The following is a 22477-nucleotide window of genomic DNA, read 5'->3' as shown; positions in this document are numbered from 1 at the left end:
CCGCGTTATCGAGACCTGGAAGTAACTGCGCGCCGTACCAACGCAGGTACCGCGACCGCGACCCGTCGCGCCTTGCCGACGACCGCGCGCCGGTTCAGCACGGCGTAGTCCATCGCCTCGATCTCGTCCAGAATTCCTTCGTACAACGTGACAGCCGTCCGCACGCAAGGCCGAGATTCCGGTCGCAGCAACGGAATCCCCGCCTCAGCCCGCCGATACACCGCCCGGGTCCGCGAAACCGCCACCGCAAGCGCCGCCCGTACCCGAGGATCCGGCCGCCCACTCCGCCGCGCGTCCAGCAACACCGCCCGATCCACCCCGAACGTTGCCAGTTCCTCAGTAGGCAGATACAACCGCCCGCGATCGAGATCCTCGCCGACGTCGCGCAGGAAATTGGTCAGCTGAAACGCTTCCCCCAACGCCGCCGCGCTAGGCGAAGCCTCCTCCACCGGCACGACAGTCCCGAACACCGGCAACATCTGCAGTCCGATCACACAAGCCGAACCGTAGATGTACTCGCCGAGATCGGCGTAAGTCGCGTACTCGGGAACCGTCAGATCCATCCGCATGGAATGCAGAAACGCACCCACCAAATCACGCCGGATGTCGTAGCGAGACACCGTATCCGCGAGTGCGGCCAGCACCGGATCGGCCGGGACGCTTCCGTCGTAAACCTCGTCGACGAGCCCGGCCACTTTGTCCAGCGCGACCGCCGGATCGGTGCCGGGCTCGGGGTTGTCGACCAGTTCGTCGGCCATCCGCGCGAAGCCGTACAGCGCGTGCGCGGCCGGCCGGGCCCGCGCCGGAAGCAGCCGCGTGGCAAGGAAAAACGTGCGGCCGTGATGGGCATTGATGCGCCGGCATTTCGTATAAGCAGAACGCAGCGCGGGTTCGACGATGCCGGCCGCGTCGAGTTCGCTCACCGGCCGGTGATCCTTTCCGCGGCGAGCCGTCCGGAGATCAGCACCGGCGGGATGCCGACGCCCGGCGTCGTCCCGCATCCGGCGAGCACCACGTTTTCCGCCGCCCGCACCAGGTTCGCGGGCCGGAACGGGCCGGTCTGCGGGAAGGTGTGCGCGAGCGAGAACGGTGTCCCGGCGGTCAAGCCGCGCGCCGCCCAGTCGACCGGAGTGAGCTGTTCGTCCACAATGTAGGTTTCGCGGAACCCGGTGAGCCCGCGCGATTCCAGTGTACGCAACAGTTCTTCGCGGTAAGCCGGGCCGACGCGCGACCAGTCGATCGGGCCGGTGTTCAGGTTCGGGGCCGGGGCGAGCACGGAGACGATCTCGCCGCCGTCGCCAGCGAGCGTCGGCTCGGTCGCGGTCGGGCGCGTGACCAGCAGCGACGGATCGCTCATCAGCTTGCCCTCGCGGACAATCTCGGCGAAGGTCCGCTCCCACGCCTGGCCGAAGAAGATCGTGTGGTGGTCCAGTTCCGGCCACGAACGGTCCGCGTGCCCATGCAGCACGAAGGCCGACGGCGAGTACTTCAACGGCAGCACACGCCGCGGACGCGCGCCGATCAGCCGGTACGCCGCCGAAAGCTCTGTCGCGAGCACCACGGCGTCACACTCAATACGCTCGCCCGAACGCGTGCGTACAGCGCGTACGCGCGACGACACCCGCTCAAGCCACGCAGCTTCCGTACCGAACCGCAGTTCGGCTCCCGCGCGCGTCGCAGCGTCGGACATCGCGCGGGCGATCGCGCCCATGCCGCCCCGCGGGTAGTACACGCCGCCGACAGTGTCCATGTACGCGATGACCCCGTACGCGCCGAGCGCACGCGTCGGGTCGAGACCTGCGTACAGCGCCTGAAACGAGAAGAGCCGCCGTACGCGCTCGTCGCGCAAGAAGCTGGCGACGCGCGGGCCTAACCGGCCGAAGCCGCCCAACGCCGCGAGCTTCACGAGTTCCGGACGGACAAGGTCCAGCGGCGAATCGAAGTTCGCGCCGATGAAGTGGTCCTTCTGCGCCGCGTACAGGTCAGTGAGCCACCGTCGCAGCCGCCGGTAACCGTCCGCCTCGGCCGGACCGGCGAACGAACGGATCTCGGCTTCCATCGCGTCGCCGTCGGTGTGCACGGCGAGCGAGCTGCCGTCGGCGAAACGAGCCCGGTATGCCGGATCGAGCCTGGTCAGCGGCACGGTGTCGGCCAGCGATTCGCCGACCGCGTGCAGCGCTTCGTCCACCAGTTCCGGCATGGTCAGCACGCTGGCCCCGGTGTCGACCGCGTTCGCGCCGAAGTCCTGCTGCCCGGCCCGTCCGCCGGGCGTCTTCCGCTGCTCCAGCAGCGTCACCCGCCGTCCCGCGCCGAGCAGGTGCAACGTGGCCGAGAGCCCGGCCAGCCCCGCGCCGACGACCACCACGTGGTCGGCGTGCCCGTTCACCGTCCGCATCAGAAGTTCCGCTGGGTAGCCAGCCGGATCAGTTCGGCGAGCGCCGACGGGGCGGGCTCGGCCAGGTGCGCACGCTCCAGCGCGGCGTTCGCGGAGGCGGTCAGCTCGTCGATCTGGCGTTCCACCGCGGCGACCGCGCCGACCGAGGTCAGCGCCTCGCGGACCTGGTCCACGGTGCCGCCGGTGAGGTCAGCGGCACCGATCGCGTCGGCGATCACCTTGGCCGCGGCGTGGTCGCCCTTCTCCGCGGCCAGCTGCAGGCCCAGCGCCACGAGCAGCGTGCGCTTGCCCTCGCGCAGGTCGTCGCCGGCGGGTTTGCCGGTCACTGACGGGTCGCCGAACACGCCGAGCAGGTCGTCGCGCAGCTGGAAGGCCACGCCCACGTCGCCGCCGAACTCCAGCAGGGTGGCGATCAGCCGGTCGTCCGCACCCGCGAGCGAAGCGCCGAGGTGCAGCGGCCGCTGGACGGTGTACGCGGCCGTCTTGAGCCGGTCGATCCGCAGCGCGGCCTCGGGCGAGGCGTCGCCCACGGCCTGCGTACGGACGTCGAGGTACTGCCCGGCGAGGACCTCGGTGCGCATCGCGCGCCAAGCCGGGCGAGCCGCCGCGATCGTGGCCGCGGGCAGCGGGGCCTCGGCGAACATGTCGTCGGCCCAGGCCAGCGCCAGGTCGCCCACCAGCACCGCGCTGGCCAGCCCGAACACCGACGGCGAACCGAGCCAGCCGCGGTCCGCGTGCAGTTTCTCGGCGGCCACGTGCACGGTCGGCCTGCCGCGGCGCGAGTCGGAGGAGTCGATGAGGTCGTCGTGGATCAGCGCGCAGGCCTGGATCAGCTCCAGGCTCGCGACCGCCTGCAGCGCGCCCTCGGCGAGCGGACCGGAAGCCGCGCCGCCCGCGCCGCGCCAGCCCCACCAGGCGAACGTCGGGCGGATCCGCTTGCCACCGCCCAGCACGAAACCGGACAGCGCCTCGATCCCGGCCGCGACGCTCGGCTCGGTGCGCAGGATCTCGGTCCCCGCCCGGCCGAGGAAATCGGCCAGCGCACGCTCCACGTGCACGGGGAGATCGGCGTCGAATCCGGGCGCGTCCATGCCTTCATCCTCCGGGACGCGGGCGGCCGGGGTCACGCCGGGCGCCCCCGGATGTGGCGCACCAGACGCGCTCAGCCGCTCCGGAACGCGTCAGGACGCCCGCTCGCCGCGAAGTATTCCGCCGCCTCCGCGGGCCCTCGCGGCCGGTAGCCGGGTTCCAGGCAGCCCGCGTACCAGTCCTTCGCGAGGTGCCACAGCGCGTCGAGCCCGAGCACCTCGCCCGGACTGTCCACACAGGACTCGGCGCAGTACAGCCGCTGCTTCCCGCGATCGCCCGCGAGCTGGTCGGGCGAGGCCGGGAAGTACGCGACCTGCGCGCCCTCGGGCGGCCGGTCCCGCCGCACGACCAGCGCGGACGGCTCGCCGCAGCCCGGGCAGCGCGTCGCCACCAGCACCTCGGGCTCGCCGGAGACGAGGTGCGGGATCGCGAACGAATCCCAGGCGCACCCGCCCCACCACATGGTGTGCTCGCCCATCACCGCGAACCCGAGCGGGACCGCCGCGAACGGCGCGGCCAGCGCCACGTGCTCGCATTCGTCGAGCCACAGCCATCTCGGGTCGGCCATCCGGTGCAGCGCCTGTTTCGCCACCGCGAGCGACCCGTGCGCGGCGTCGGCCAGTTCGGGCGCGGTGGGCGGGCGGCCGCGCGAGGCGAACGCGCGGTAGACGGCCACGCGCACGTCTTCGTCCCAGGCCAGATCGTCTTCACTGCTCATGGGCTCGCCTCCCCGGAGGGTTCGCCCCTGACGGTACGCCGCGTGGCCAAGGCCACCCGTCGGCTCTGCCGGGGCTCGAGCCGAGCCACTACCATTTCACTCCATGACGTCGGTGATCGAAAGGCTGCGGGGGGACGGGCCCGCGTTCTCCGTCGAGTTCTTCCCGCCCCGCGACGAGGCCGACGAGGCCGTCCTGTGGAAGGCCATCCGCGAGCTGGAACCGCTGGACCCGGCGTACATGTCGATCACCTACGGCGCGGGCGGTTCGAGCCGCGACGGCACCATCCGCAGCATCGCCCGCGTCGCCACCGAGACCACGCTCTGCCCGATGGCGCACCTGACGGCGGTCGACCATTCGGTGTCCGAACTGCGGAACGTGATCGGCTGGTACGCGGCGGTCGGCGTGCGCAACATCCTCGCGCTGCGCGGCGACCCGCCCGGCGACGTCTACGGCGACTGGGTGCCGCACCCCGAGGGCCTCACCTACGCCGAGGAACTGGTCGAGCTGGTCCGCTCGCTCGGCGACTTCTGCGTCGGCGTCTCGGCGTTCCCGTACGGCCACCCGCGCTCGGCGGACCTGGAATCGGACACGAAGCACCTGGTCCGCAAGTTCCGCGCGGGAGCCGATTTCGCGATCGCGCAGCTGTTTTTCGAGGCCGAGGACTTCCTGCGGCTGCGCGACCGGGTCGCCGCCGCGGGCTGCGACGCGCTCGTGCTGCCCGGCATCATGCCGCTGACCACCCTGCGGACGCTGCACACCACGATCAAGCTGTCCGGTGCCCCGGCGTCGCAGCGCCTGCTCGACCGGCTCGAACCGCTGTCGGACGACCCCAAGTCCTTCCGCGCGGCGGGCATCGACTGGGTCACCGAACTGTGCGAGAAACTGATCGCCGAAGGCGTGCCCGACCTGCACTTCTACACCTTCAACCGGTCCAAGGCGACCCGCGAGGTGGTGACCCGGCTCGGACTGGTGCCCGCCCGCGCGTAACTGCGTGGGCTCGGGGCGCCTCCGGCCGGTAGCGTGCCGGACATGGCTTCCACCGAACAGAGCGTTCCGGAGATCTGCGACCGGTACGTCGACGATTACGTGGCCGTGGACCCGGTCGCGGCCACCATGCTCGGCGTCGCGGGCTACGACGACCAGCTCACCGACTATTCGCCCGCCGGCCACGACGCCCGCGCGGAGCTGGCCCGGCGCGCGCTGGCCGCGGTGACCGCCGCGGAACCGGCGGACGCGGGGGAGCGGGTCGCGAAGGCCGTGTTCAGCGAGCGGATCGGCCTCGAGCTGGAGATCCACGACGCGGGTCTCGACGCCGCCTCGCTCAACGTGATCGAGAGCCCGGTGCAGGGCCTGCGGATGGTCTTCGACCTGATGCCGACCGACACCCCCGACGACTGGGCGAACGTCGCGGCCCGGCTGCCGAAGGTGCCCGAGGCGCTCGCCGGCGTCCGCGCGTCGCTGCTGGCCTCGGCCGACAAGGGGCGGGTTTCGGCGCTGCGGCAGGTCTCGAAGGTCGCCGAGCAGTGCGAGACGTGGGCCGGGCTCAAGGACGGACCCGGGTTCTTCGCCAGCATGGTCGCCGGGGCGGGGGTCGATTCGCTGAAGTCCGACCTGGCCGCGGGAGCGCGGGCCGCGGACGAGGCGTTCGCGGAGTTCGCCGGATTCCTACGCGCCGAACTCGCTCCGAAGGCCCCGGTGAAGGACGCCGTCGGCGAGGACACCTACCGGCTGTGGTCGCGCTACTTCATCGGCGCGGAGCTGGACCTGCGCGAGGCGTACGAGTGGGGCTGGCACGAATTCTCGCGGCTGGAAACGGAAATGCGCGCGGTCGCGAACCGCATCAAGCCCGGCGCGACGCCCGCGGAGGCCGCCGCGGTGCTCGACGCCGACCCTCGCTACCGAGTGCAGGGCCGCCCGCAGTTCGAAGCGTGGATGCAGCAGTTGTCGGACGACGCATTGAAGTCCTTGCGCGGCAAGCACTTCGACATCCCGGACCGGCTGATGGCGCTGGAGTGCAAGATCGCCCCGCCGGGCGGCGGCGTCGGCGCGTACTACACCGGGCCGAGCGAGGACTTCAGCCGTCCCGGCCGGATGTGGTGGTCGCTTCCCGCCGACCGCAACGAATTCACGACCTGGCGCGAGGTCTCGACGGTCTACCACGAGGGCGTCCCGGGCCACCACCTGCAGATCGCGACCGCGGTCAACCAGGCCGAGACGCTCACGAAGTACCAGCGGCTCATGACGTTCATCTCGGCGCACGGCGAAGGCTGGGCGCTGTACGCGGAGCGCCTGATGGAGGAACTCGGCTACCTCTCCGACGACGGCAACCTGCTCGGCATGCTGTCCGAGCAGATGTTCCGCGCCGCCCGCGTCGTGGTCGACCTCGGCATGCACCTGGAACGGGAAATCCCGGCGGGCACCGGATTCCACGAGGGCGAGCGCTGGACGCCCGAGCTGGGCCTGGAGTTCATGCTGACCCGCACGATCACCGACCACGCGCACGTCCACGACGAGATCGACCGCTACCTCGGCTGGCCGGGCCAGGCCCCCGCGTACAAGCTCGGCGAACGCCTGTGGCTCGCCGCGCGCGACGACGCCCGCGCGCGGCAGGGTTCGGCGTTCGACATCAAGCAGTTCCACACCAAGGCCCTGCAGATGGGCGGCATGGGACTGGACACCCTGCGCGAGCAGTTGGCGCAGCTGGACTGAGACTGCTTTCCCGGGCCGGTGTTCCCGCACCGGCCCGGGTGTCTTCCTCACATGGTTACCGCTCAGCTCATCGAAACCGCCCGGTTGGACCTGCTGCCGCTGTCTGTCTCGCATGCCGAGGAGATGGCGTCGGTGCTGTCCGACCCGGCCTTGCACACGTACATCGGCGGCGCGCCGGACTCCTTGGCGGCTCTCCGCTCGCGCTACCGGCGGATGACCGCGGGCTCGCCCGATCCGGCGGTGTCCTGGCTGAACTGGGTGATCCAGGTGCGCGATTCCGGCCTGGCGGGCACTGTTCAGGCGACGGTCAGCGGCTCGGTCGCCGAAATCGCCTGGGTGGTGGGAACTCCGTGGCAGGGCCGCGGCATCGCCACCGAAGCCGCGCGAGGACTCGTGGGCTGGTTGCTCTCGCAGCCGGTGGACGCGATCATCGCCCACATCCACCCGGAAAACCGGGCCTCCGCCGCCGTCGCGGCCGCTGCCGGGCTCACTGCCACTGACGAGTGGCAGGACGGCGAAATCCGTTGGTGCCGCACGGCACAAACCCGTTGATCGTCTCCTCGGCCTCTGGTTAAGCTCCCGTCCGTGCAGTGGCTCCTCGTCGTCATCCCACCACCAGCCTCCTGAGCGGGGCAGTTTTCGCCGCGTGCGCCCGAAACCGGGCCCGCGGCCACCGGATGACGTCCTGAACCGGCCTATGCACGCTGCCCCGCGTCGTCGATTTCCGATTCCTTCGACGCAGGAGCCCACTTCCGAATGTCTGTTCTCGTACCTTCGCGCGCCCGCTCGTCGGCCGCCCTTGTCGTAGCCGGTGTGCTCTGGGGAACCGGCGGCCTGTCCGGCTCGCTGCTCGCCCAGCAAGCCGGCCTGCACCCGCTGGCCGTCGCCACCTATCGCCTGCTCATCGGCGGCGCCGCGAGCGCGGTCTACGTCGCTCTCACCGGCGGACTTCGCCTTCCTGCCAAGCAAAACTGGCGCCGTCTCGTTCTCATCGGAGCCCTCTTCGCGCTCTTCCAAGCCAGCTACTTCGCCGCTGTCGCGCTCAGCTCAGTCAGCACAGCGACGATGACCACGATCGGTGCCGCACCCGTTGTCCTCACGGTGTTTTCCGCGGTGCGGCGGCGTCGCGCACCCCAGTTGTGGACGCTGGTGTCCGTCGGCGGCGCCGTCGCGGGGCTGGTGCTGTTGCGCTGGTCGCCGGAAACCGCGACGTCACCCGCCCGGCTGGTCGGCGGTCTCGGCTTCGCGCTGCTCGCGGCGACCGGGTTCGCCGTGCTCACGCTCGTCACGGCGAAGCCCGTCGACGGCCTCGATCCGTTGGCTACCACGGCATTCGGCTGCCTGACCGGCGGTTTGCTGCTGACGCCCGCCGCACTGTGGCTCGGCATGGACCTGCCCGCCCGCGCCGACGTGCTGCTGCTGGCTGTGTATTTCGGCGTGGTCCCGACAGCCGTCGCGTATGCCGCGTACTTCCGCGGTCTCGGCGGCGCCCACCCAGTGCTGGGTGCGCTGTCCGCGCTGCTGGAGCCGCTGACGGCGTCCGTGCTTTCGGTTGTTTTCCTGCACGAACGGCTGAGCGCGTTCGCGTGGGGCGGCGCGGTGCTGCTCGTGGCGGCGCTCGCGGTCGGCTACTGGCGGCCTGAGCCCCGGTGAGCATCATTCACGGACTGCCCGCATTTTTGGAGATTTCGCCACGAACGGGTGACAGATTCCGCTACGGTGCCGCGCATGATCACCGAAAACCGAATATTCCGGGCATCGGCGCTGGCTGCTGGGGTGGCTCTGCTGGCGTTGCTCGCGGGCTGCGGCGGCTCGACCGCGGGCACCGCCGCCGCGGACTCTCCCACCTCCGAAGCGAAACCCCCGATCACCGACCCCGCGGTGCAGGCGGCGGCCCTGCGCACCGTGGATCCGTGCGCGCTGCTGGACAGCAAGACCCTCGGCGGCGTCGGCGCCCCGGACCAGTCGAGCATTTCCTCCTCCGAATGGGGCGAGTGCCGCGTCGACGTCAAGGACGCCGGCGGCAAGACCGTCGAATTGGTGCTGCGCGTCGGCGACCAGCTGATCATGTCGAAGGACCCGGTCGAGAAGCTCGAAGGCCTTCCGCTGGTCGTCGACGGCGACAAGCCAGGGTCGTGCTGGGTCTCCGTCGTGACGTCGTTCGAGCAGTCGCTGGGGATCACCTTCCAGACCAAGTCCGCCGGCGACGCCTGCGCGCCCGGCCGCGCGGCGCTGACCAAGGTCGTGCAGGCCCTGCACAGCTCCCCGCCGCAGTACAAGCAGGTGCCCGGCTCCGTGCTGACGACCGACCCGTGCGCGGTGGCGGGCAAGCAGGCCGTCGAGGCCGCGCTGGGGCAGAAGTCCTTCGTGGAGCCCAAGAGCCTGCACGAATGCGACTTCTGGTCCGGCGACGGCACCCACTACCCGCAGGTGTCCGTGCACCTGCACCAGGGCCTGCCCGCCGACGCCGGGGACGGCCAGCCCGCCGACCTCGGCAATGGCGTCACGGCCATCCAGAAGAAGGACGCGGACAGCAGCGTGGTCAGCTGCGACGCGACCTGGCGCAAGATCGAGACTCCGAAGGACGACGAGGCTCACGGGTACGGCGAGATCGTCTCCGTGCAGTTCAGCGGCGAGCCCGAAAGCGGCCTCGACACGGCCACCGCCTGCACGAAGGCGGTCGCCGTGGCCAAGACGGTGGTGCCGTCGCTCGGCCACGCCTGATAGCTCGCAATTGCTGGCGCGCACGGCCTCTGGGGGCCGTTTCGCGGAGACGCTCCGCTGCGGTAGGCGAGCGCGCCGCACGCCCGGTCCGGCACCGGGCGTGCGGCGTCCTACGCTTGCGCCTGCTGCGCTTCGAGCGGCAGCGACCGCCCCAGGATCGCGAACGGCCGCGGATCGCCGGTGAACTGGTAATCGCGCAGAACGTCGACGAACCCCATGCGCCGGTACAGCTTCCACGCCCGGCTCGTGCCTTCCGGCGTGGAGAGCAGGACGTTCGCGCTGGGGACGCCGTCGAGCAGCCGGCGCAGCAGGTCCTGGCCGATCTGCTTGCCCTGGTTCTCCGGCCGCACGTGGATCTCGGTGAGCTCGAAGTAGTCCGTCAGCCAGCGCTCGGCTTCCTCCGTCCCGGCGCGGCGGGTGAGGCCGTGCCGGACCTGCTCGTGCCACCACTGCCCGGCGCGGCCCTTGTAGCCGTAGGCGACTCCGAGCAGCACGCCGTTGTCGTCGAGGGCGGCCATGCAGCGCCAGCCCTCGCGCAGCGCGTGGGTGAGCCACATCGGCGCGCGCTGCTCGGCCGTGCCCTCGGGGTAGCGCATCGCGTTCACGTAGATCGCCAGCGCTTCCGGCAGCCGGGAGCGGAACTCGTCGGCGGAGAGCTGCACGTACCGGGAGCACCCGGAGGAGGACATGGCGGTCACAGTCGACCATCCTCCCCTTCGCCCGCCAGATCGCCCGGGGTGCCCCCGGTGAGCGTGACGAGCGCGTCGAACGTGGTCGGGAAGACCGATTTCGGATGCCCCGCCGCGGCCCACACCTCGGGACAGTCGCGCAACGCCGTGTCCACGAGCGTCACGAGCCGCTCCGGATGCCCGACCGGAGCGACGCCCCCGATCGGCTGCCCGGTGTGCTCCCGGACGAACGCCGCGTCCGCCTTGCCGACCTCCGCGACCCCCGCGAGTTCCGCCAGCCGGGACTCCTTCGCCCGATGCGCCCCCGAGGTGAGGGCAAGCAACGCCACCTCGACCCCGTCGCTCGTGCGGGCCCGGAAAACCAGGCTGTTGGCAATAGCGCCGACCGGCACGCCGAGCGCCTCCGCGGCCTGCGCGGCAGTGCGCACCTCGGCGGGCAGCACCCGCACTCCGTCAGCGGCGGCGTGCTGCCCGGCCTCGCCCAGCGCGGCGGTGACCTTGGCGACAGCGGGATGGTCGTGGGTGCTCACTCCGTTATGAGACCACGCCAGTGCGGCCGTGTCCCGCACCACGTGCCCCGATTCCACCGGCGGGGTTGAGCGGAGTGGCCGGCGCGGCTACTCTGGAAACAGATCGAACAGACGTTCGATACCCGGTGGGAGCGCACCGGCCGGTCCCGGGGTGGGGGAAGCACCTCGGGCCCCGGCCGGGCCCACCCGAGCAGGAGGAGGGTCGCCATGTCCGTCTCGGTCGTGTCCCCCGCGGACCGTGCGTTGGAGGACAGCCCAGACCGACCTGGCGCGGTTGGCGAACAACTGACGTTCGGCGCGGCGGTGCAGCCGGGAAGTGCTGGTTCAGCCTCGGCCGTTCCCTCGGACAGCGCTGCTCAAGCGGCGACTTCCGCTGCGCACGTGGTTCCCGAAGGCAGTGCTGTCCAACCGTCGGCTTCTGGCGCTCCGTCTGCTTCGGCTCCGTCGTCCGCTTCGACGGCTGGCTCTGCTCGGCGTGCTGCTCCGGCGACCGACCCCGCGCTGCCCTTTGCGCCAGAGGACATCTCCACCGCGCGATCCGTCGCAGCGGCCCAGCCCACTCTCCAGCCTGAGCACACCCCGGCGGGTTCCTCCGCATCCAGGCTGTCGGAGAACCGCTCCACCGCACTGCCTGCTGCGGCGACCGGTCCCGTTTATCAGCCTGAGCTCCTCCCCTCATTTTCCCCGACCTCAACGCCGTCGGAGAGCTTCTCTGCTGCAGTGGCCAATTCCGCTGCCCAGTCAGAGCGCGCTGCAGCAGGTTCCCCCATCTCGAAGCCGTCGAAGAACCGCCCCACCGCACCCTCTGCCACAGCGGCCAACCCCGCTCCCCAGACCGAGCGCACCCCGTCGGGCGCTCCAACCTCCAAGCCAACCGTGCACCACGTCCCCGAGCCCGCCCTGCCCAGTTCGCCGCCCCCGAGGCAGGTCGTCCACCGCAGCCGAGCCGCCGTCCGGCCCTCCGCCGAGTCGGCCGCCCATCGCTCTGGCAGCCCGGGCCAGCCGCAACTCCCGCTGTCCCTGCGCCCGCCGGTCGCTCCCGAGGCGGTCACCCTCCTCACCCAGGCCAATCGCGGACTCGACCACGCGGAAAACGAACGCGACCCAGCCGAACGCTTCATCGGCGCCTATCTCGCCGCCCTGCGCGGCGCGGGTGCGGTGCTCGCCGTCCGGGGCCGTCCGCGCCGTGGCCGGGGCCGTCCCGCCAGCGGCTGGGTGCTGCTCGACGCAGTCGCTCCCGAACTGCGCGAATGGTCGGCCTTCTTCGCCGACCATTCCGAAACCCGGGCCGCCGCCGAAGCGGGCATCACCGGCCGCGTCACCGCCGAATTGGCCGAGGGCCTGCTGCAGGCAACCGCCCAGTTCCTCGAATTGGTCCGCCGGGTCGTGCACGGCCTGCCGATGTCCGGGGAAGCTCATGTCGCGTGAACTCGGCACGGTCGACCACGGCCGGTTGCTCGAGGCGTTCGCCGCGGAGGCGCTGCTGCTGGGGGAGGTGGCGCACTCGGCGTCGCCCGATTCGCCGGTGCCCACCGCCCCGGGCTGGACGTTGAACGAGCTGCTCAAGCACGTCGGAGCCGTGTACTGGCAGGTGCTCGGCTGGATCCGCGAAGGCCGCCGCCCCGAACTGTGGCGCGAGCCCCTGCCCGGCCAGCCGGTCGTCGATTTCTACTCCGCCGCCCGCACCGAACTCGAGGTGGAACTGGCCGACCACGACCCGGCCTCCCGAGCCGCCACCTGGTGGTCCGCCGACCCGACCCACGGTTTCTGGCGCCGCCGCATGCTCCACGAAACCCTCGTGCACCGAGTGGACGCGGAAAACGCAGCCGGAACCGGCGACTCGACAGTCCCGGACGACTTGGCCGCCGACGGCGTTGACGAAGCTCTCACCCTCTACTTCGGACATAAGCTCACCACCATGGGCATCTCGGGAACCCGAAACGGCACAGTGGGTTTCCACACCGGAGGCCACAGCTGGATCGCGAGAGCGGGCCCCGGCGAAACAGAAGCCTGGCGCTGCTCTGCCCGAGAAGCCGACGCCGCGGACGCGATAGTCACCGGCTCGCCCGAAAACGTGTACCTCTGGCTCTGGGGGAGAGTCCCGGTGACCATGGTCCACACCGACGGCGACCACGAATTGTCCGCCCAAACCTGGGCCCTGCTGCGACTGGCCACCAGGTGACCGCCTAGAACCGAAAGCGGGGAAGCTTCTCGGTTTCTCACCGGCCACCTGGCGATCCGGCTGTGCCGGCAAGCGCGATACCCCCGCGCTTGCCGGCACAGTTCTTTCACCCGGTCTCGCCAGCGCACGATCCGCCGTTTTTGTCGGTCCTCCCCGTTACCGTGGCGACATGGCAACCCGTCTGGTCAACCTGGCCATCGCCGCCGAACAACCAGCCCGCCTGGCCCGGTTCTGGTCCGGCCTCCTTGGCTGGCACACCACCGCGGAATCCCCGGACGAGGTCCATCCCGCAGCGAACGACGGCTGCGATCTCAACCTGGTCTTCGCCCGCTCGTCTCGCCCGAAGACCGCCAAAAACCGGCTGCACCTAGACCTCTCCAGCACGTCCGACGAACACCAACGCGAAACCGTCGCCCGAGCCGTTTCCCTAGGCGCACGCCCCATCGACATCGGCCAGCGCGACGTCCCATGGATAGTCCTGGCAGACCCCGAAGACAACGAGTTCTGCGTGCTGGAACCTCGCCAGGAATACGCCAGTGCCGGTGCCCTAGCAGCGATCGTCGTGGACGCAGAGGACCCCGCACGCCTAGCCCGTTTCTGGTCCTCGCTCACAGCTTGGCCCATCACCGCCGAAGAGCCCGCCATCACCACCCTGCGCAACCCCTCCGGCCGCGGCCCCACTCTCGAATTCCTCCGCGTGAAAACCCCGAAGCACGACCGAAACCGCCTCCATCTGGAACTAGCCCCGGCCCTCGACGACGACCACGCCGCCGAAACCCGCCGCCTCCAAGCCGCAGGTGCCCACCGGGTCGATCAGACCGACTTCACCGACCCGGAAGACAACGAATTCCGCCTGCTCGCCCCACGCTGATCCGCGCCACGTTTCCCGCAGATCACGCATTCCCGGGCACCCTCTGACACGCCCGAAACACCACAGGACGCCCCCGGTTACGTGCGTCAGGAACGGTAAGTCCCATGGACATGCCTTCGACGCCCCGCAGCCTCCTCGCAAACGCCCTCACCGACGAGTCGGCACACCTCGCTCGCTCCGAGTCAAACCCCAGCCATTCCAAAGAAAACCGCCCACCGGCCCGAGCCTGGCGAGTACGCGTACGCTCCGACGACTACCCCGGAACGCTGGCCCGCTTCGCGATCCGACTAGCGGACCTCGAATGCCGCATCGTCGGCCTCACCAGACACCCCGTGCCCGGCGGCGTCCTAGACGAGTTCGTGCTGCGCCCCGCAACCGGGCTGCCACAACACCTCCTGATAGACGCCCTCCGCGACGAAGGCGGAGATTGCCTGGGGATGACCGAAACCGCCATCCCCGAACTCCGCGCACCGGCCCCCGCACCCGAGGATTCGATCGCCGAGGCCGTCGCCCGGGAACTCCTCGCCCCGATCACGGACACACCCGCCCCCGACCGGACGACTGCCGCTGCGCCTGATACCGGGGAACACGGTGTTCCGGATGCAACTGCTTTCCGCGCCGACCGGGAGATTCGTGCTGAGATTCCTGCGTACGAACGCCATGCTTCGTCAGCGTCGGCGGCTGACCAGACGACCCGTTCTGAAGCCGATGCCAGCGAACGCTCTGCGGCAAATCCGCTCCCGGGCGCGGAGAACCCGCCCGCTGATTCCGTCGTCGGAGAATCGCGCGGTCCTGGAGCAAGTACTTTCGCTGCCGATCGAGAGGCCACCTCCGGCACCGGCGTCCGGAAGCCTGCCGCAGCTCAACCGCTCGCGCTGGGGAAGTCCGATGGCGATGCCGCGATCCGGGAGTCGCCTGCCTCGGCGGTGAACGGATTCGTCGCAGTTCAGGAGGCCGCAACGGGAGCCGGTACTACGGAACTCCGTGCGGCGACTGCGCTCCCCGTCGCGGGGGAGTTGTGCATCGGGACTGGAGACCTGCCCGCCCCGGCAGCACCCGCGCGCGCCTTGGCGCGAGAGGCAGCTGTCGAAACCAGCGTTTGCGGACTTCGCGATTCGACCGCAACGGCCCTCAGCGCCGCTCGGCGGGCGATTGCTGATCCCGGTTGCCGTGCTCCGATGCTGCGGTCGGTCCTGTCCGCCGACCTCGTCACGCTGGTTCCCGCGAACGAATCCAACCCGGCGCGCACGGAGGGCGGGCACCGGGCGGTCTTTCCCTTCGGCGACGGGCAGGCGTTCGTCGCGCGGCGGCGGTGGGTGGCGTTCGCTGACTCCGAACTTGCTCAGGCTGCGGCGTTCCTGGAATTACTCGCCGCGGCGGAGCAGAATCTGGCCGGGCCGGTGGTGCTTGACCGTCCGGACGGGGTCGCGGTCGTTCTGCGGATCGGTACTCCGCGCGACATCGACGCGATCGGCGCGGTGCATCTTCGCTGTTCGGCGAAGACATTGTTCAACCGCTACCACACCGGGCTGCGCACGGTTCCCCGAAAATGGCTGCACCGCTTGCTCATGCCGCCGCGCGGAACCAGTTTGCTCGCAGTGTGCGGCCCGGACGTGATCGGGTTCGGACAGCTGATCTCTCAGCGCGACGGCACGGCTGAGGTATCGCTGCTCGTCGAGGATGCTTGGCAGCGACAGGGAATCGGCACGGCGTTGCTCGCTCGGCTGGTCGCCCTCGCCGGGGCGGACGGGATCACGGAACTGACTGCGGTCCGTCTTCCGAGCAACGATGCCATGGCCCGGACTGCCGCGCGCGCCGGGCTGTACGCCGAAACCAGCCCGGACGACGACACGGTGCTGCGGCTCTTCGCCGCCCAGACGCCCCGGATGTCCCGGGCTCCGCGGCCGGTCAGCGGTTCCAGAACCAGTCTTTGCCCCGCGCCTCGCGCAGCGCCTGCTTCTTCCGGTCGGGAGTGAGCCGGTCGAGGTAGAGCTTTCCGTCGAGGTGGTCGGTTTCGTGCTGGAGGCATTGGGCCAGCACGTCGACGCCCTCGACCTCGATCGGCTCGTTGCGCAGGTCGACGCCGCGCACGACGGCGTGCTTCGCGCGGACTGTCGGGAACCACAGCTCCGGCACGGACAGGCAGCCCTCGCCGATTTCGTGCGTCTCCTCGGAGAGGTGGGCGATCTCCGGGTTGATGACGTACCCGGTCAGCCCGCCGACGTCGTAGCTGAACACCCGCAGCCCGACCCCGATCTGCGGCGCCGCGAGCCCGGCCCGGCCCTCCGGCTGCACGCTGTCGAGGAGGTCCTTCACCAGCGCCTCGATCTTGCTGTCGAACGTGGTCACCGGGTCGCACACGGACTTGAGCACCGGGTCACCGAAGTAGCGCAACTCGCGCATCGCCATGATCGAACGTCCTTTTGTCCACCGAGGGGCCACGAGAAGTCTAGTGACGCCACCTGCTTCCCCGACGCGGGTCCGCCGACCACGCCTCCTCGCCGCGCGACGGGGCTGGCCGGTCTGCGGAGCCATGGGTCGGACGCGCTCGCGTTCGTGGCTTGGCCACGCGCCAGCCTGAGACGGACCGAGGCAGTGTCAAGCTCTCAAACGGAGTCCCTTCGGAGTCGCACGGAAGCCGGCTTCCTGCAGGATCTCGGCCAGCTCAGAGGTCAGCGCGTGCTCTCCGTCCGCGCGCTGCACGGCCAGTTGACCCAGCCAGCCCTCCCGGACAGCGGTCGACAAGGCAGCCGCGGCGGCCTGCAGCGAACCGCGTTCCTCCGTGAAGCTCAGCAAGGAGCGACCGCCGCGTTCGACGTACAAGGCCGGGATTCCGTCGACCAGCACCGCCAGTGCTCCGGCTTTGCGCGCTGGCCGGTGTTTCGTGTCGCCAGTCGCGGCAGGCCAGGACAGTGCCGCGCCGTACGGCTGTGCTGGGTCCGCGGCGGCGAGAACTACGGCTCGAGCGCTCTCATTGCGGCTCGCAGTGGCGGGCGCGGTGCTGGAGAGGGCGCGCAGCCGGTCCACTGCGCCCTTCGCCGCGAACTGTGCGGCGCCGAGACCCTCGACGACGTAGCCGCGAATGACCTGCCCGGTGTCCTCCATGCCACGCAACACCTTGTAGATCCCGGAAAAACCGCCGGTGACCCGTTCGGTGTCGAGCGCGCCTCGGGTGAGGACGCCGTGCCGTTCCAGAAACGCCTCGGTGCGGGCATGCGCACGACGAGTCGGCTCGGCTTCCCGAAGTGGGGTCAGTGCCCATCGGCCAGCGGCGGTCGGCGGTCCGGTGCGTGAGGGCATCGCCGGACGCCCGGCGCGCATGCGGGCGTACCGGCCGCGTGGTGCTTGCCGCCGCGGCTTGTGCGCGCCGTGGCCTGCGACCTGCGCGCGCAGCGGCGCGAGTGTGTCGCCGGTGACCAGCCCAGCCCACACCAGATCCCACAGCGCGGCCACCACGGCACCGTCGTCCGGCGATTGCTCCAGGCCCGGCGTGACCCGGTCGACGAGCTGCCGGAAGAACAACGCTCCGCCTTCCAACGCCGTCACGATGGCTTCGTGCAGCGGGCTGGTCGGCGGATTCTCCTCGACCTCGGGCAGCAGAAGATCCGCGACGTCGGACGGAGCCAGCGCCAGCCAGCCGTCTCCGCCGGAGAGCGCGCCGCAGCCCGACCAGGTGACCTCGCCCGCGGTGGTGAGTTCGTCGAGCAGTGCGGGGGAGTAGCCCGGCAACCGGCTGGGCAGGATCAACGACTCCACCGCGCTCGCCGGCAAGGGCGCGCCGGCCAGCTGTTCGACCACCGACAGCACGTCGTCGGCCGTCGGCGCGGACCGCAGCCGCGCGCCGATTCCGTGCCACGAGGGCAAGAACCGGCCCAGCGCCGCCGGTTCCACGGGCTCGACCTCTGCCCGCAGCCGGGCGAGCGACGCGCGCCGCAACCGCCGCAGTACGGCCGCGTCGCAGTATTCGACGCCCACACCATGGGTTTCCGGATGTCCCACCGGACTCAGCTCGCCGCGGACCAGCCTGCCTTCACCGGTGAGCCGGTCCAGCACGCCGGTGACAACTGCTGTTCCTAGCCCGAACCGATCTGCCGCAGCAGTCGCGGAGAACGGACCGTGAGTCCGCGCGTAGCGGCCGAGCAGATCGCCCACCGGATCCGCCACCGGCTCGGTGAACGCCTCGGGCACGCCGACCGGAAGCGCGACGCCCAGCGCGTCTCGCACCCGTCCGGCGTCCTCGATGGCCAGATACCGCTCCTCGCCGCCGATGCGCACTTGGATCGCACGCCGTGCCGAGGCGAGTTCTGCCAGCCACTCCGGCTGGATCCCGCGCTCCGCGGCTTCCGCGACGGACAGATCTCCTAGGAACCGCAGCAAGTCCGCCGCGTCCTCCGCCGACCTTGCGTGCCGGTCCGGATCGAGCCGCTGCAACGACCGTTCGACCTCGGCCACGGCCTCCGGATCGAGCAGTTCGCGAATCGCTTCCGTACCGAGCAATTCGGCCAGCAGCGCGGAATCCAGCGACAACGCCGCGGCCCGCCGTTCGGCCAGCGGGGCGTCTGTCTCGTACAGGAACATCCCGACGTAACCGAACAACAGGCTCCGTGCGAACGGCGACGGGGCCGGCGTCTCCACCTCGACCAGCCGCACCTTGCGCGCCCGGACGTCCGACATCAGCTCCCGCAGCCCGCCGACGTCGTAGACGTCCTGCAGGACCTCGCGCATGGCCTCGAGCACGACCGGGAACCGTTCGTACTTCGCCGCCACTGACAACAGCTGCGACGCCCGCTGCCGTTGCTGCCACAACGGAGTGCGCCGCCGCGGATCACGTCGCGGCAGAAGCAACGAGCGTGCCGCACACTCCCGGAACCGCGCCGCGAAGACCGCCGAACCGCCGACCTCCGCCACGATCAGCTGCTCGACCTCCTCCGGGTCCAGCAGGACGTCGTCGGCGCCGATGGCGACTTCGCCGCCGTCGGCGTCGAGCGCGTCGGGCAGCCGCAGCACGATGCCGTCGTCGGAGTGCGCCACCTGGGCGTCGACGCCGCGGTTTTCCCGCAGCCGGGCGGCGATCGCGAGCGCCCACGGAGCGTTGACCTGAGCGCCGAACGGCGAGTGCAGCACGATTCGCCAGTCGCCCAGTTCGTCGCGGTAGCGCTCGAGCAGGACGACCCGGTCATTGGGCACGTGCCGGGTCGCTGATTTCTGTTCTTCCAGATACGCCAGCAAGTTGTCGCAGGCGCGCTGGTCGAGCCCGGCCGCGGCGGCCCGGTCTCGCGCCGCCGGGGTGTCCGAAGTGGACAGTTCGCGGACGAACGCGCCGAGCGCCCGCCCCAGTTCCAGCGGCCGTCCGGCAGCGTCGCCCTTCCAGAACGGCATCCGGGCGGGCTGGCCGGGAGCGGGCACGACGATCACCCGGTCATGGGTGATGTCGGTGATCCGCCACGACGAGGTGCCGAGCAGGATCGTGTCGCCGACCCGCGATTCGTACACCATCTCCTCGTCGAACTCGCCCACGCGCGAGCCGGGTTTGCCTTCGTCGCCCGGCGTCATCACGGTGAACAGCCCGCGGTCCGGGATGGTGCCGCCGGACGTGACGGCGAGCCGCTGCGAACCCGGCCGCCCGTGCAGTTCGCCGCCGACCCGGTCCCACGTGATCCGCGCCCGCAGCTCGCCGAACTCCTCGCTCGGATAGCGGCCGGCGAGCATGTCGAGCACCGCGTGCAGCGCGTCGTCCGGCAGCGAGCTGAACGGTGCCGCCCGCCGGACGAGCGCCGCCAGCTCCGGCACCGTCCACGGCTCGAGCGCCACCATCGCCACGACGTGCTGGGCCAGCACGTCGAGCGGGTTGCGTGGGTAGCGCACCGCCTCGATCGCCCCGGTCGCCATCCGTTCCGCGACCACCGCGCACGACACCAGGTCGCCGCGGAACTTCGGGAACATCACGCCGGACGACACCGCGCCGACCTGGTGCCCGGCCCGGCCGACGCGCTGCAGCCCGGACGCCACGGTGGGCGGAGCCTCGATCTGCACGACCAGGTCCACCGCGCCCATGTCGATGCCGAGTTCGAGCGACGACGTGGCCACCACGCACGGCAGCCGCCCGGACTTCAGTTCCTCTTCGACGTGGGTGCGCTGCTCGCGGGACATCGACCCGTGGTGCGCCCGCGCGATGACCGGCTCCGCACCCGACGTGACGCCGGACTGCCCGACCGCCTCCGCCGGGAACGCGTCGTTCTGAGACAGACCGGTCTGCTCGGACGCGAGTTCGTTGAGCCGCGCGGTGAGCCGTTCGGTGAGCCGCCGCGAGTTGCCGAACACAATGGTGGAGCGGTGCGCGCGGATCAGCTCCAGCACCCGTTCCTCGACCGCGGGCCAGATCGACGGCCGCTTCACCGCCGCGCCGGCCACCTCTTCCTGGGTGCCGATCCCGCCTTCGGACGGCAGTTGCGACAGCGACGTGAGGTCGTCGAGCCGCTCCATCGGAGACGGTGCCGGGCCGTCGAGGTTCGCCATGTCCTCGACCGGCACTTCCACCCGCACCTGGATCGTCTTCGCGAGCTTCGGCTGCACGACGGTGACCGGGCGACCGCCGGCGAGGAACGCGCTCACCTCGTCGACCGGGCGCACGGTGGCCGACAGCCCGATGCGCTGGGCCGGCTTGGGCAGCAGCGCGTCGAGCCGTTCCAGCGACAACGCCAGGTGCGCGCCGCGTTTGCCGCCCGCGACGGCGTGCACCTCGTCGACGATCACCGTCTCGACGCCCTTCAGCGATTCCCGCGCCGAGGACGTGAGGATGAGAAACAGCGACTCCGGCGTGGTGACCAGCACGTCCGGTGGGGTTTTCCCGAACGACCGGCGCTCCGCCGCCGTGGTGTCGCCGGTGCGCATGCCGACCTCGATCTCCGGCGCGGGCAGGCCGAGCCGGTGCGCGGCCTGGGAGATGCCCGCCAGCGGCGCGCGCAGGTTGCGCTGCACGTCGACCGCCAGCGCTTTCAGCGGCGAGACGTAGAGGATCCGGCACCGCTCGCGCGGGTTCGCCGGCGGCGGTTCCGCCGCCAGCCGGTCCAGTGCCCACAGGAAGGCGGACAGCGTCTTGCCGGACCCGGTGGGCGCCACGACCAGGGCGTGCTGCCCGGCGTGTGCGGCCCGCCAGGCCCCTTCCTGCGCGGCCGTCGGGGCGGCGAAGGCTCCGGCGAACCAGGTGCTGGTCGCCGGGGAGAAGAGGTCGAGGACGTCGTTTGCCACGGGATCCATCATGCGCGGCACCCCCGACAATTTCCGGGGCCAGGGCAGTGCGGTCCGAGCCGGACCCGCTCGTGTGGGTGACCGATCGGCCTAGATCGCGTACTTCCACACAGTCAGCGAATAGGCCGAATACCAGGCCCCGACCAGCACGAATACGGTCGTCGCGGCGATCATCGTGGATTTCTTGCGACCGGCCAGCCCCATCGCGACGGGCAGCAGGAGCGCGAAGTCCGGAAGCAGGAACCTCGACTTCAGGGCAGGCAGCCCGGCGCTGCACAGGACCAGCACCACGACCCCCGCCGCGTACGCGGCCAACGGCCACGGAATCCGGCGGCCGGTCACGGAGACGACCGCGAGCGCGATCGCCGCGAGCGTCACGAGCACGACGAGCGTCTCCCACGCATTGCCCGAGGTGAAGAGCGTCTGCGTGATCCACTTCCAGGCTTCGGAACCGGCGTCGAAACGCGTGTTCCAGCCGCGAAGCTCCACGTCCTGCCAGCCGGTCAGGCTGCCGGTCTGCACCGCGACGAACATCCAGTAGCCGAGCAGCCCGAGCGGCGCGACGAAAACGCACACGAGCGCGTTCCACCGCTGTCTGTTCCGCCACACGTCGACGGCCGCGGCGATCACCACGACAGCGACCAGCACGCACGCGGTGGACCGGGTGAGCCCGGCGAACAGCGTCGCGGTGGCGGCGAGGTACCACTTGCGTTCGAGCACACCGACCAGCGCCCACGCGGCGAACGCGGTGAAGAGCGCCTCGGTCATCACCATGCTCTCGGCGATCGCCATCGGCGCGGCGCCCCACAACACGGCGAGCAGCAGCCCCGCCCGCTGGCTGTGGACGAGCCGGCCGATCCGGTACATCGCCGTCGCGGCCGCGATTCCGGCGAGCGTCGACACGAGGATGCCCGCCCCGAAGTACGACACCCCAGGCAGCTTTTCGAGCATGCCGGTCAAAGCCGGGTACAGCGGGAAATAGCCGTACGCCGCATCGGGATAGGGCAGCCCGGCGGCGTCGAGCGGATTGCTCACGCCGGTGTAGCTGTGCTCCGCGATCTGGAGATACCACCAGCCGTCCCACGACTGCAGCCGGTCGCCCAGCGGCAGGTCCCGGGGCGCGGCCATGGCGGCGAGCGCACCGACGCCGACCAGCCGCACCACGAGGAACAGCACTGCCGCGTGCACGTAGCCGGAACGGCCCCATTTGGCCGCCGCGACCCGCCACGGTCTTGCCGGACCGCCCGCCGCGGTCTGTCCGAACTGTGCTCGGCGAGTCTTGTCCACTAGCTCTGTCATTGCCTCCCCGTCCTCGGAAGAC

General features: G+C 70.8%; 18 protein-coding genes and 1 pseudogene. 10 read left to right on the top strand and 9 right to left on the bottom strand.

Translation table 11 applies throughout. The features are described from left to right. Nucleotides 1–5: 5 nt before the first annotated feature. From ABZX37_RS37945 to merB, 4 genes are all read right to left on the bottom strand, one after another. Nucleotides 6–923, bottom strand: coding sequence for a phytoene/squalene synthase family protein (locus tag ABZX37_RS37945; RefSeq protein ID WP_354747976.1), 918 nt, complete (start codon nucleotides 921–923; stop codon nucleotides 6–8). Next, a complete protein-coding gene (gene crtI / locus ABZX37_RS37940; RefSeq protein ID WP_354747974.1) occupies nucleotides 920–2395 on the bottom strand; it encodes a phytoene desaturase family protein in 1476 nt (491 codons plus the stop codon). Before crtI ends, ABZX37_RS37945 begins: the two co-directional genes overlap by 4 nt. Continuing rightward, on the bottom strand, nucleotides 2395–3486 hold the full coding sequence (locus ABZX37_RS37935) for a polyprenyl synthetase family protein (RefSeq protein ID WP_354747972.1): 1092 nt from the start codon (nucleotides 3484–3486) through the stop codon (nucleotides 2395–2397). Before ABZX37_RS37935 ends, crtI begins: the two co-directional genes overlap by 1 nt. A gap of 71 nt (nucleotides 3487–3557) precedes the next feature. Continuing rightward, nucleotides 3558–4202 carry an organomercurial lyase gene (gene merB / locus ABZX37_RS37930; RefSeq protein WP_354747970.1) on the bottom strand — a complete coding sequence of 215 codons (645 nt, stop codon included), beginning with the start codon at nucleotides 4200–4202 and terminating at the stop codon, nucleotides 3558–3560. 103 nt (nucleotides 4203–4305) lie between these two features. Here merB and metF point away from each other — a divergent pair, with 103 nt between their 5' ends. The 5 genes from metF (at nucleotide 4306) to ABZX37_RS37905 (ending at nucleotide 9636) form a co-directional block, all read left to right on the top strand. Beyond that, nucleotides 4306–5190: a methylenetetrahydrofolate reductase [NAD(P)H] gene (gene metF, locus ABZX37_RS37925; protein WP_354747968.1), complete on the top strand. Its 885-nt coding sequence runs from the start codon at nucleotides 4306–4308 to the stop codon at nucleotides 5188–5190. A 42-nt stretch (nucleotides 5191–5232) separates the two neighbouring features. Next, nucleotides 5233–6912 (top strand): DUF885 domain-containing protein, encoded by a 1680-nt coding sequence (locus tag ABZX37_RS37920; protein WP_354747966.1) that lies wholly within the window; start codon nucleotides 5233–5235, stop codon nucleotides 6910–6912. Between the two features lie 51 nt (nucleotides 6913–6963). After that, the gene (locus ABZX37_RS37915; RefSeq protein WP_354747964.1) at nucleotides 6964–7464 is read left to right on the top strand and encodes a GNAT family N-acetyltransferase; all 501 of its coding nucleotides are present in this window, start codon (nucleotides 6964–6966) and stop codon (nucleotides 7462–7464) included. A 204-nt stretch (nucleotides 7465–7668) separates the two neighbouring features. Continuing rightward, the gene (locus ABZX37_RS37910; protein WP_354747963.1) at nucleotides 7669–8565 is read left to right on the top strand and encodes a DMT family transporter; all 897 of its coding nucleotides are present in this window, start codon (nucleotides 7669–7671) and stop codon (nucleotides 8563–8565) included. Between the two features lie 75 nt (nucleotides 8566–8640). Then, complete coding sequence (locus tag ABZX37_RS37905; RefSeq protein WP_354747961.1) at nucleotides 8641–9636, top strand: DUF3558 family protein; 996 nt, start codon at nucleotides 8641–8643, stop codon at nucleotides 9634–9636. A gap of 110 nt (nucleotides 9637–9746) precedes the next feature. Here ABZX37_RS37905 and ABZX37_RS37900 read toward each other — a convergent pair whose 3' ends face one another. Further along, on the bottom strand, nucleotides 9747–10334 hold the full coding sequence (locus tag ABZX37_RS37900; protein ID WP_354747959.1) for a GNAT family N-acetyltransferase: 588 nt from the start codon (nucleotides 10332–10334) through the stop codon (nucleotides 9747–9749). Then, nucleotides 10331–10855 (bottom strand): YbaK/EbsC family protein, encoded by a 525-nt coding sequence (locus ABZX37_RS37895; protein WP_354747958.1) that lies wholly within the window; start codon nucleotides 10853–10855, stop codon nucleotides 10331–10333. Before ABZX37_RS37895 ends, ABZX37_RS37900 begins: the two co-directional genes overlap by 4 nt. Nucleotides 10856–11731: 876 nt before the next feature. On the opposite strand from ABZX37_RS37895, the gene ABZX37_RS37890 reads away from it, so the two are divergent. From ABZX37_RS37890 to ABZX37_RS37870, 5 genes and pseudogenes are all read left to right on the top strand, one after another. Beyond that, on the top strand, nucleotides 11732–12283 hold the full coding sequence (locus ABZX37_RS37890) for an SAV_6107 family HEPN domain-containing protein (RefSeq protein ID WP_354747956.1): 552 nt from the start codon (nucleotides 11732–11734) through the stop codon (nucleotides 12281–12283). Continuing rightward, entirely contained in the window at nucleotides 12273–13037 is a 765-nt protein-coding gene (locus tag ABZX37_RS37885; RefSeq protein ID WP_354747954.1) for a maleylpyruvate isomerase N-terminal domain-containing protein, read from the top strand. The genes ABZX37_RS37890 and ABZX37_RS37885 overlap by 11 nt, the downstream gene beginning before the upstream one ends. A 169-nt stretch (nucleotides 13038–13206) precedes the next feature. Then, a complete protein-coding gene (locus tag ABZX37_RS37880; protein WP_354747952.1) occupies nucleotides 13207–13908 on the top strand; it encodes a VOC family protein in 702 nt (233 codons plus the stop codon). Between the two features lie 218 nt (nucleotides 13909–14126). Continuing rightward, nucleotides 14127–14339 (top strand): annotated as a pseudogene (locus ABZX37_RS37875) (GNAT family N-acetyltransferase); the annotation flags it as partial. Nucleotides 14340–15086: 747 nt separating this feature from the next. Further along, nucleotides 15087–15884 (top strand): GNAT family N-acetyltransferase, encoded by a 798-nt coding sequence (locus tag ABZX37_RS37870; RefSeq protein ID WP_354748013.1) that lies wholly within the window; start codon nucleotides 15087–15089, stop codon nucleotides 15882–15884. On the opposite strand, the gene def is transcribed toward ABZX37_RS37870, so the two are convergent. From def to ABZX37_RS37855, 3 genes are all read right to left on the bottom strand, one after another. Further along, complete coding sequence (def, locus tag ABZX37_RS37865; RefSeq protein ID WP_037809726.1) at nucleotides 15817–16317, bottom strand: peptide deformylase; 501 nt, start codon at nucleotides 16315–16317, stop codon at nucleotides 15817–15819. The genes ABZX37_RS37870 and def overlap by 68 nt on opposite strands. Nucleotides 16318–16506: 189 nt before the next feature. After that, nucleotides 16507–21165, bottom strand: coding sequence for an ATP-dependent helicase (locus ABZX37_RS37860; RefSeq protein ID WP_354748011.1), 4659 nt, complete (start codon nucleotides 21163–21165; stop codon nucleotides 16507–16509). Nucleotides 21166–21246: 81 nt separating this feature from the next. Next, a complete protein-coding gene (locus tag ABZX37_RS37855) occupies nucleotides 21247–22455 on the bottom strand; it encodes a hypothetical protein (RefSeq protein WP_354747950.1) in 1209 nt (402 codons plus the stop codon). Nucleotides 22456–22477 lie beyond the last annotated feature (22 nt).

This window comes from Amycolatopsis sp. NPDC004079, from assembly GCF_040610415.1.
Lineage (GTDB): Bacteria > Actinomycetota > Actinomycetes > Mycobacteriales > Pseudonocardiaceae > Amycolatopsis > Amycolatopsis halotolerans.
Note: the sequence above shows the minus strand (reverse complement) of the source record. Positions and strands in the feature narration are given on the sequence as shown.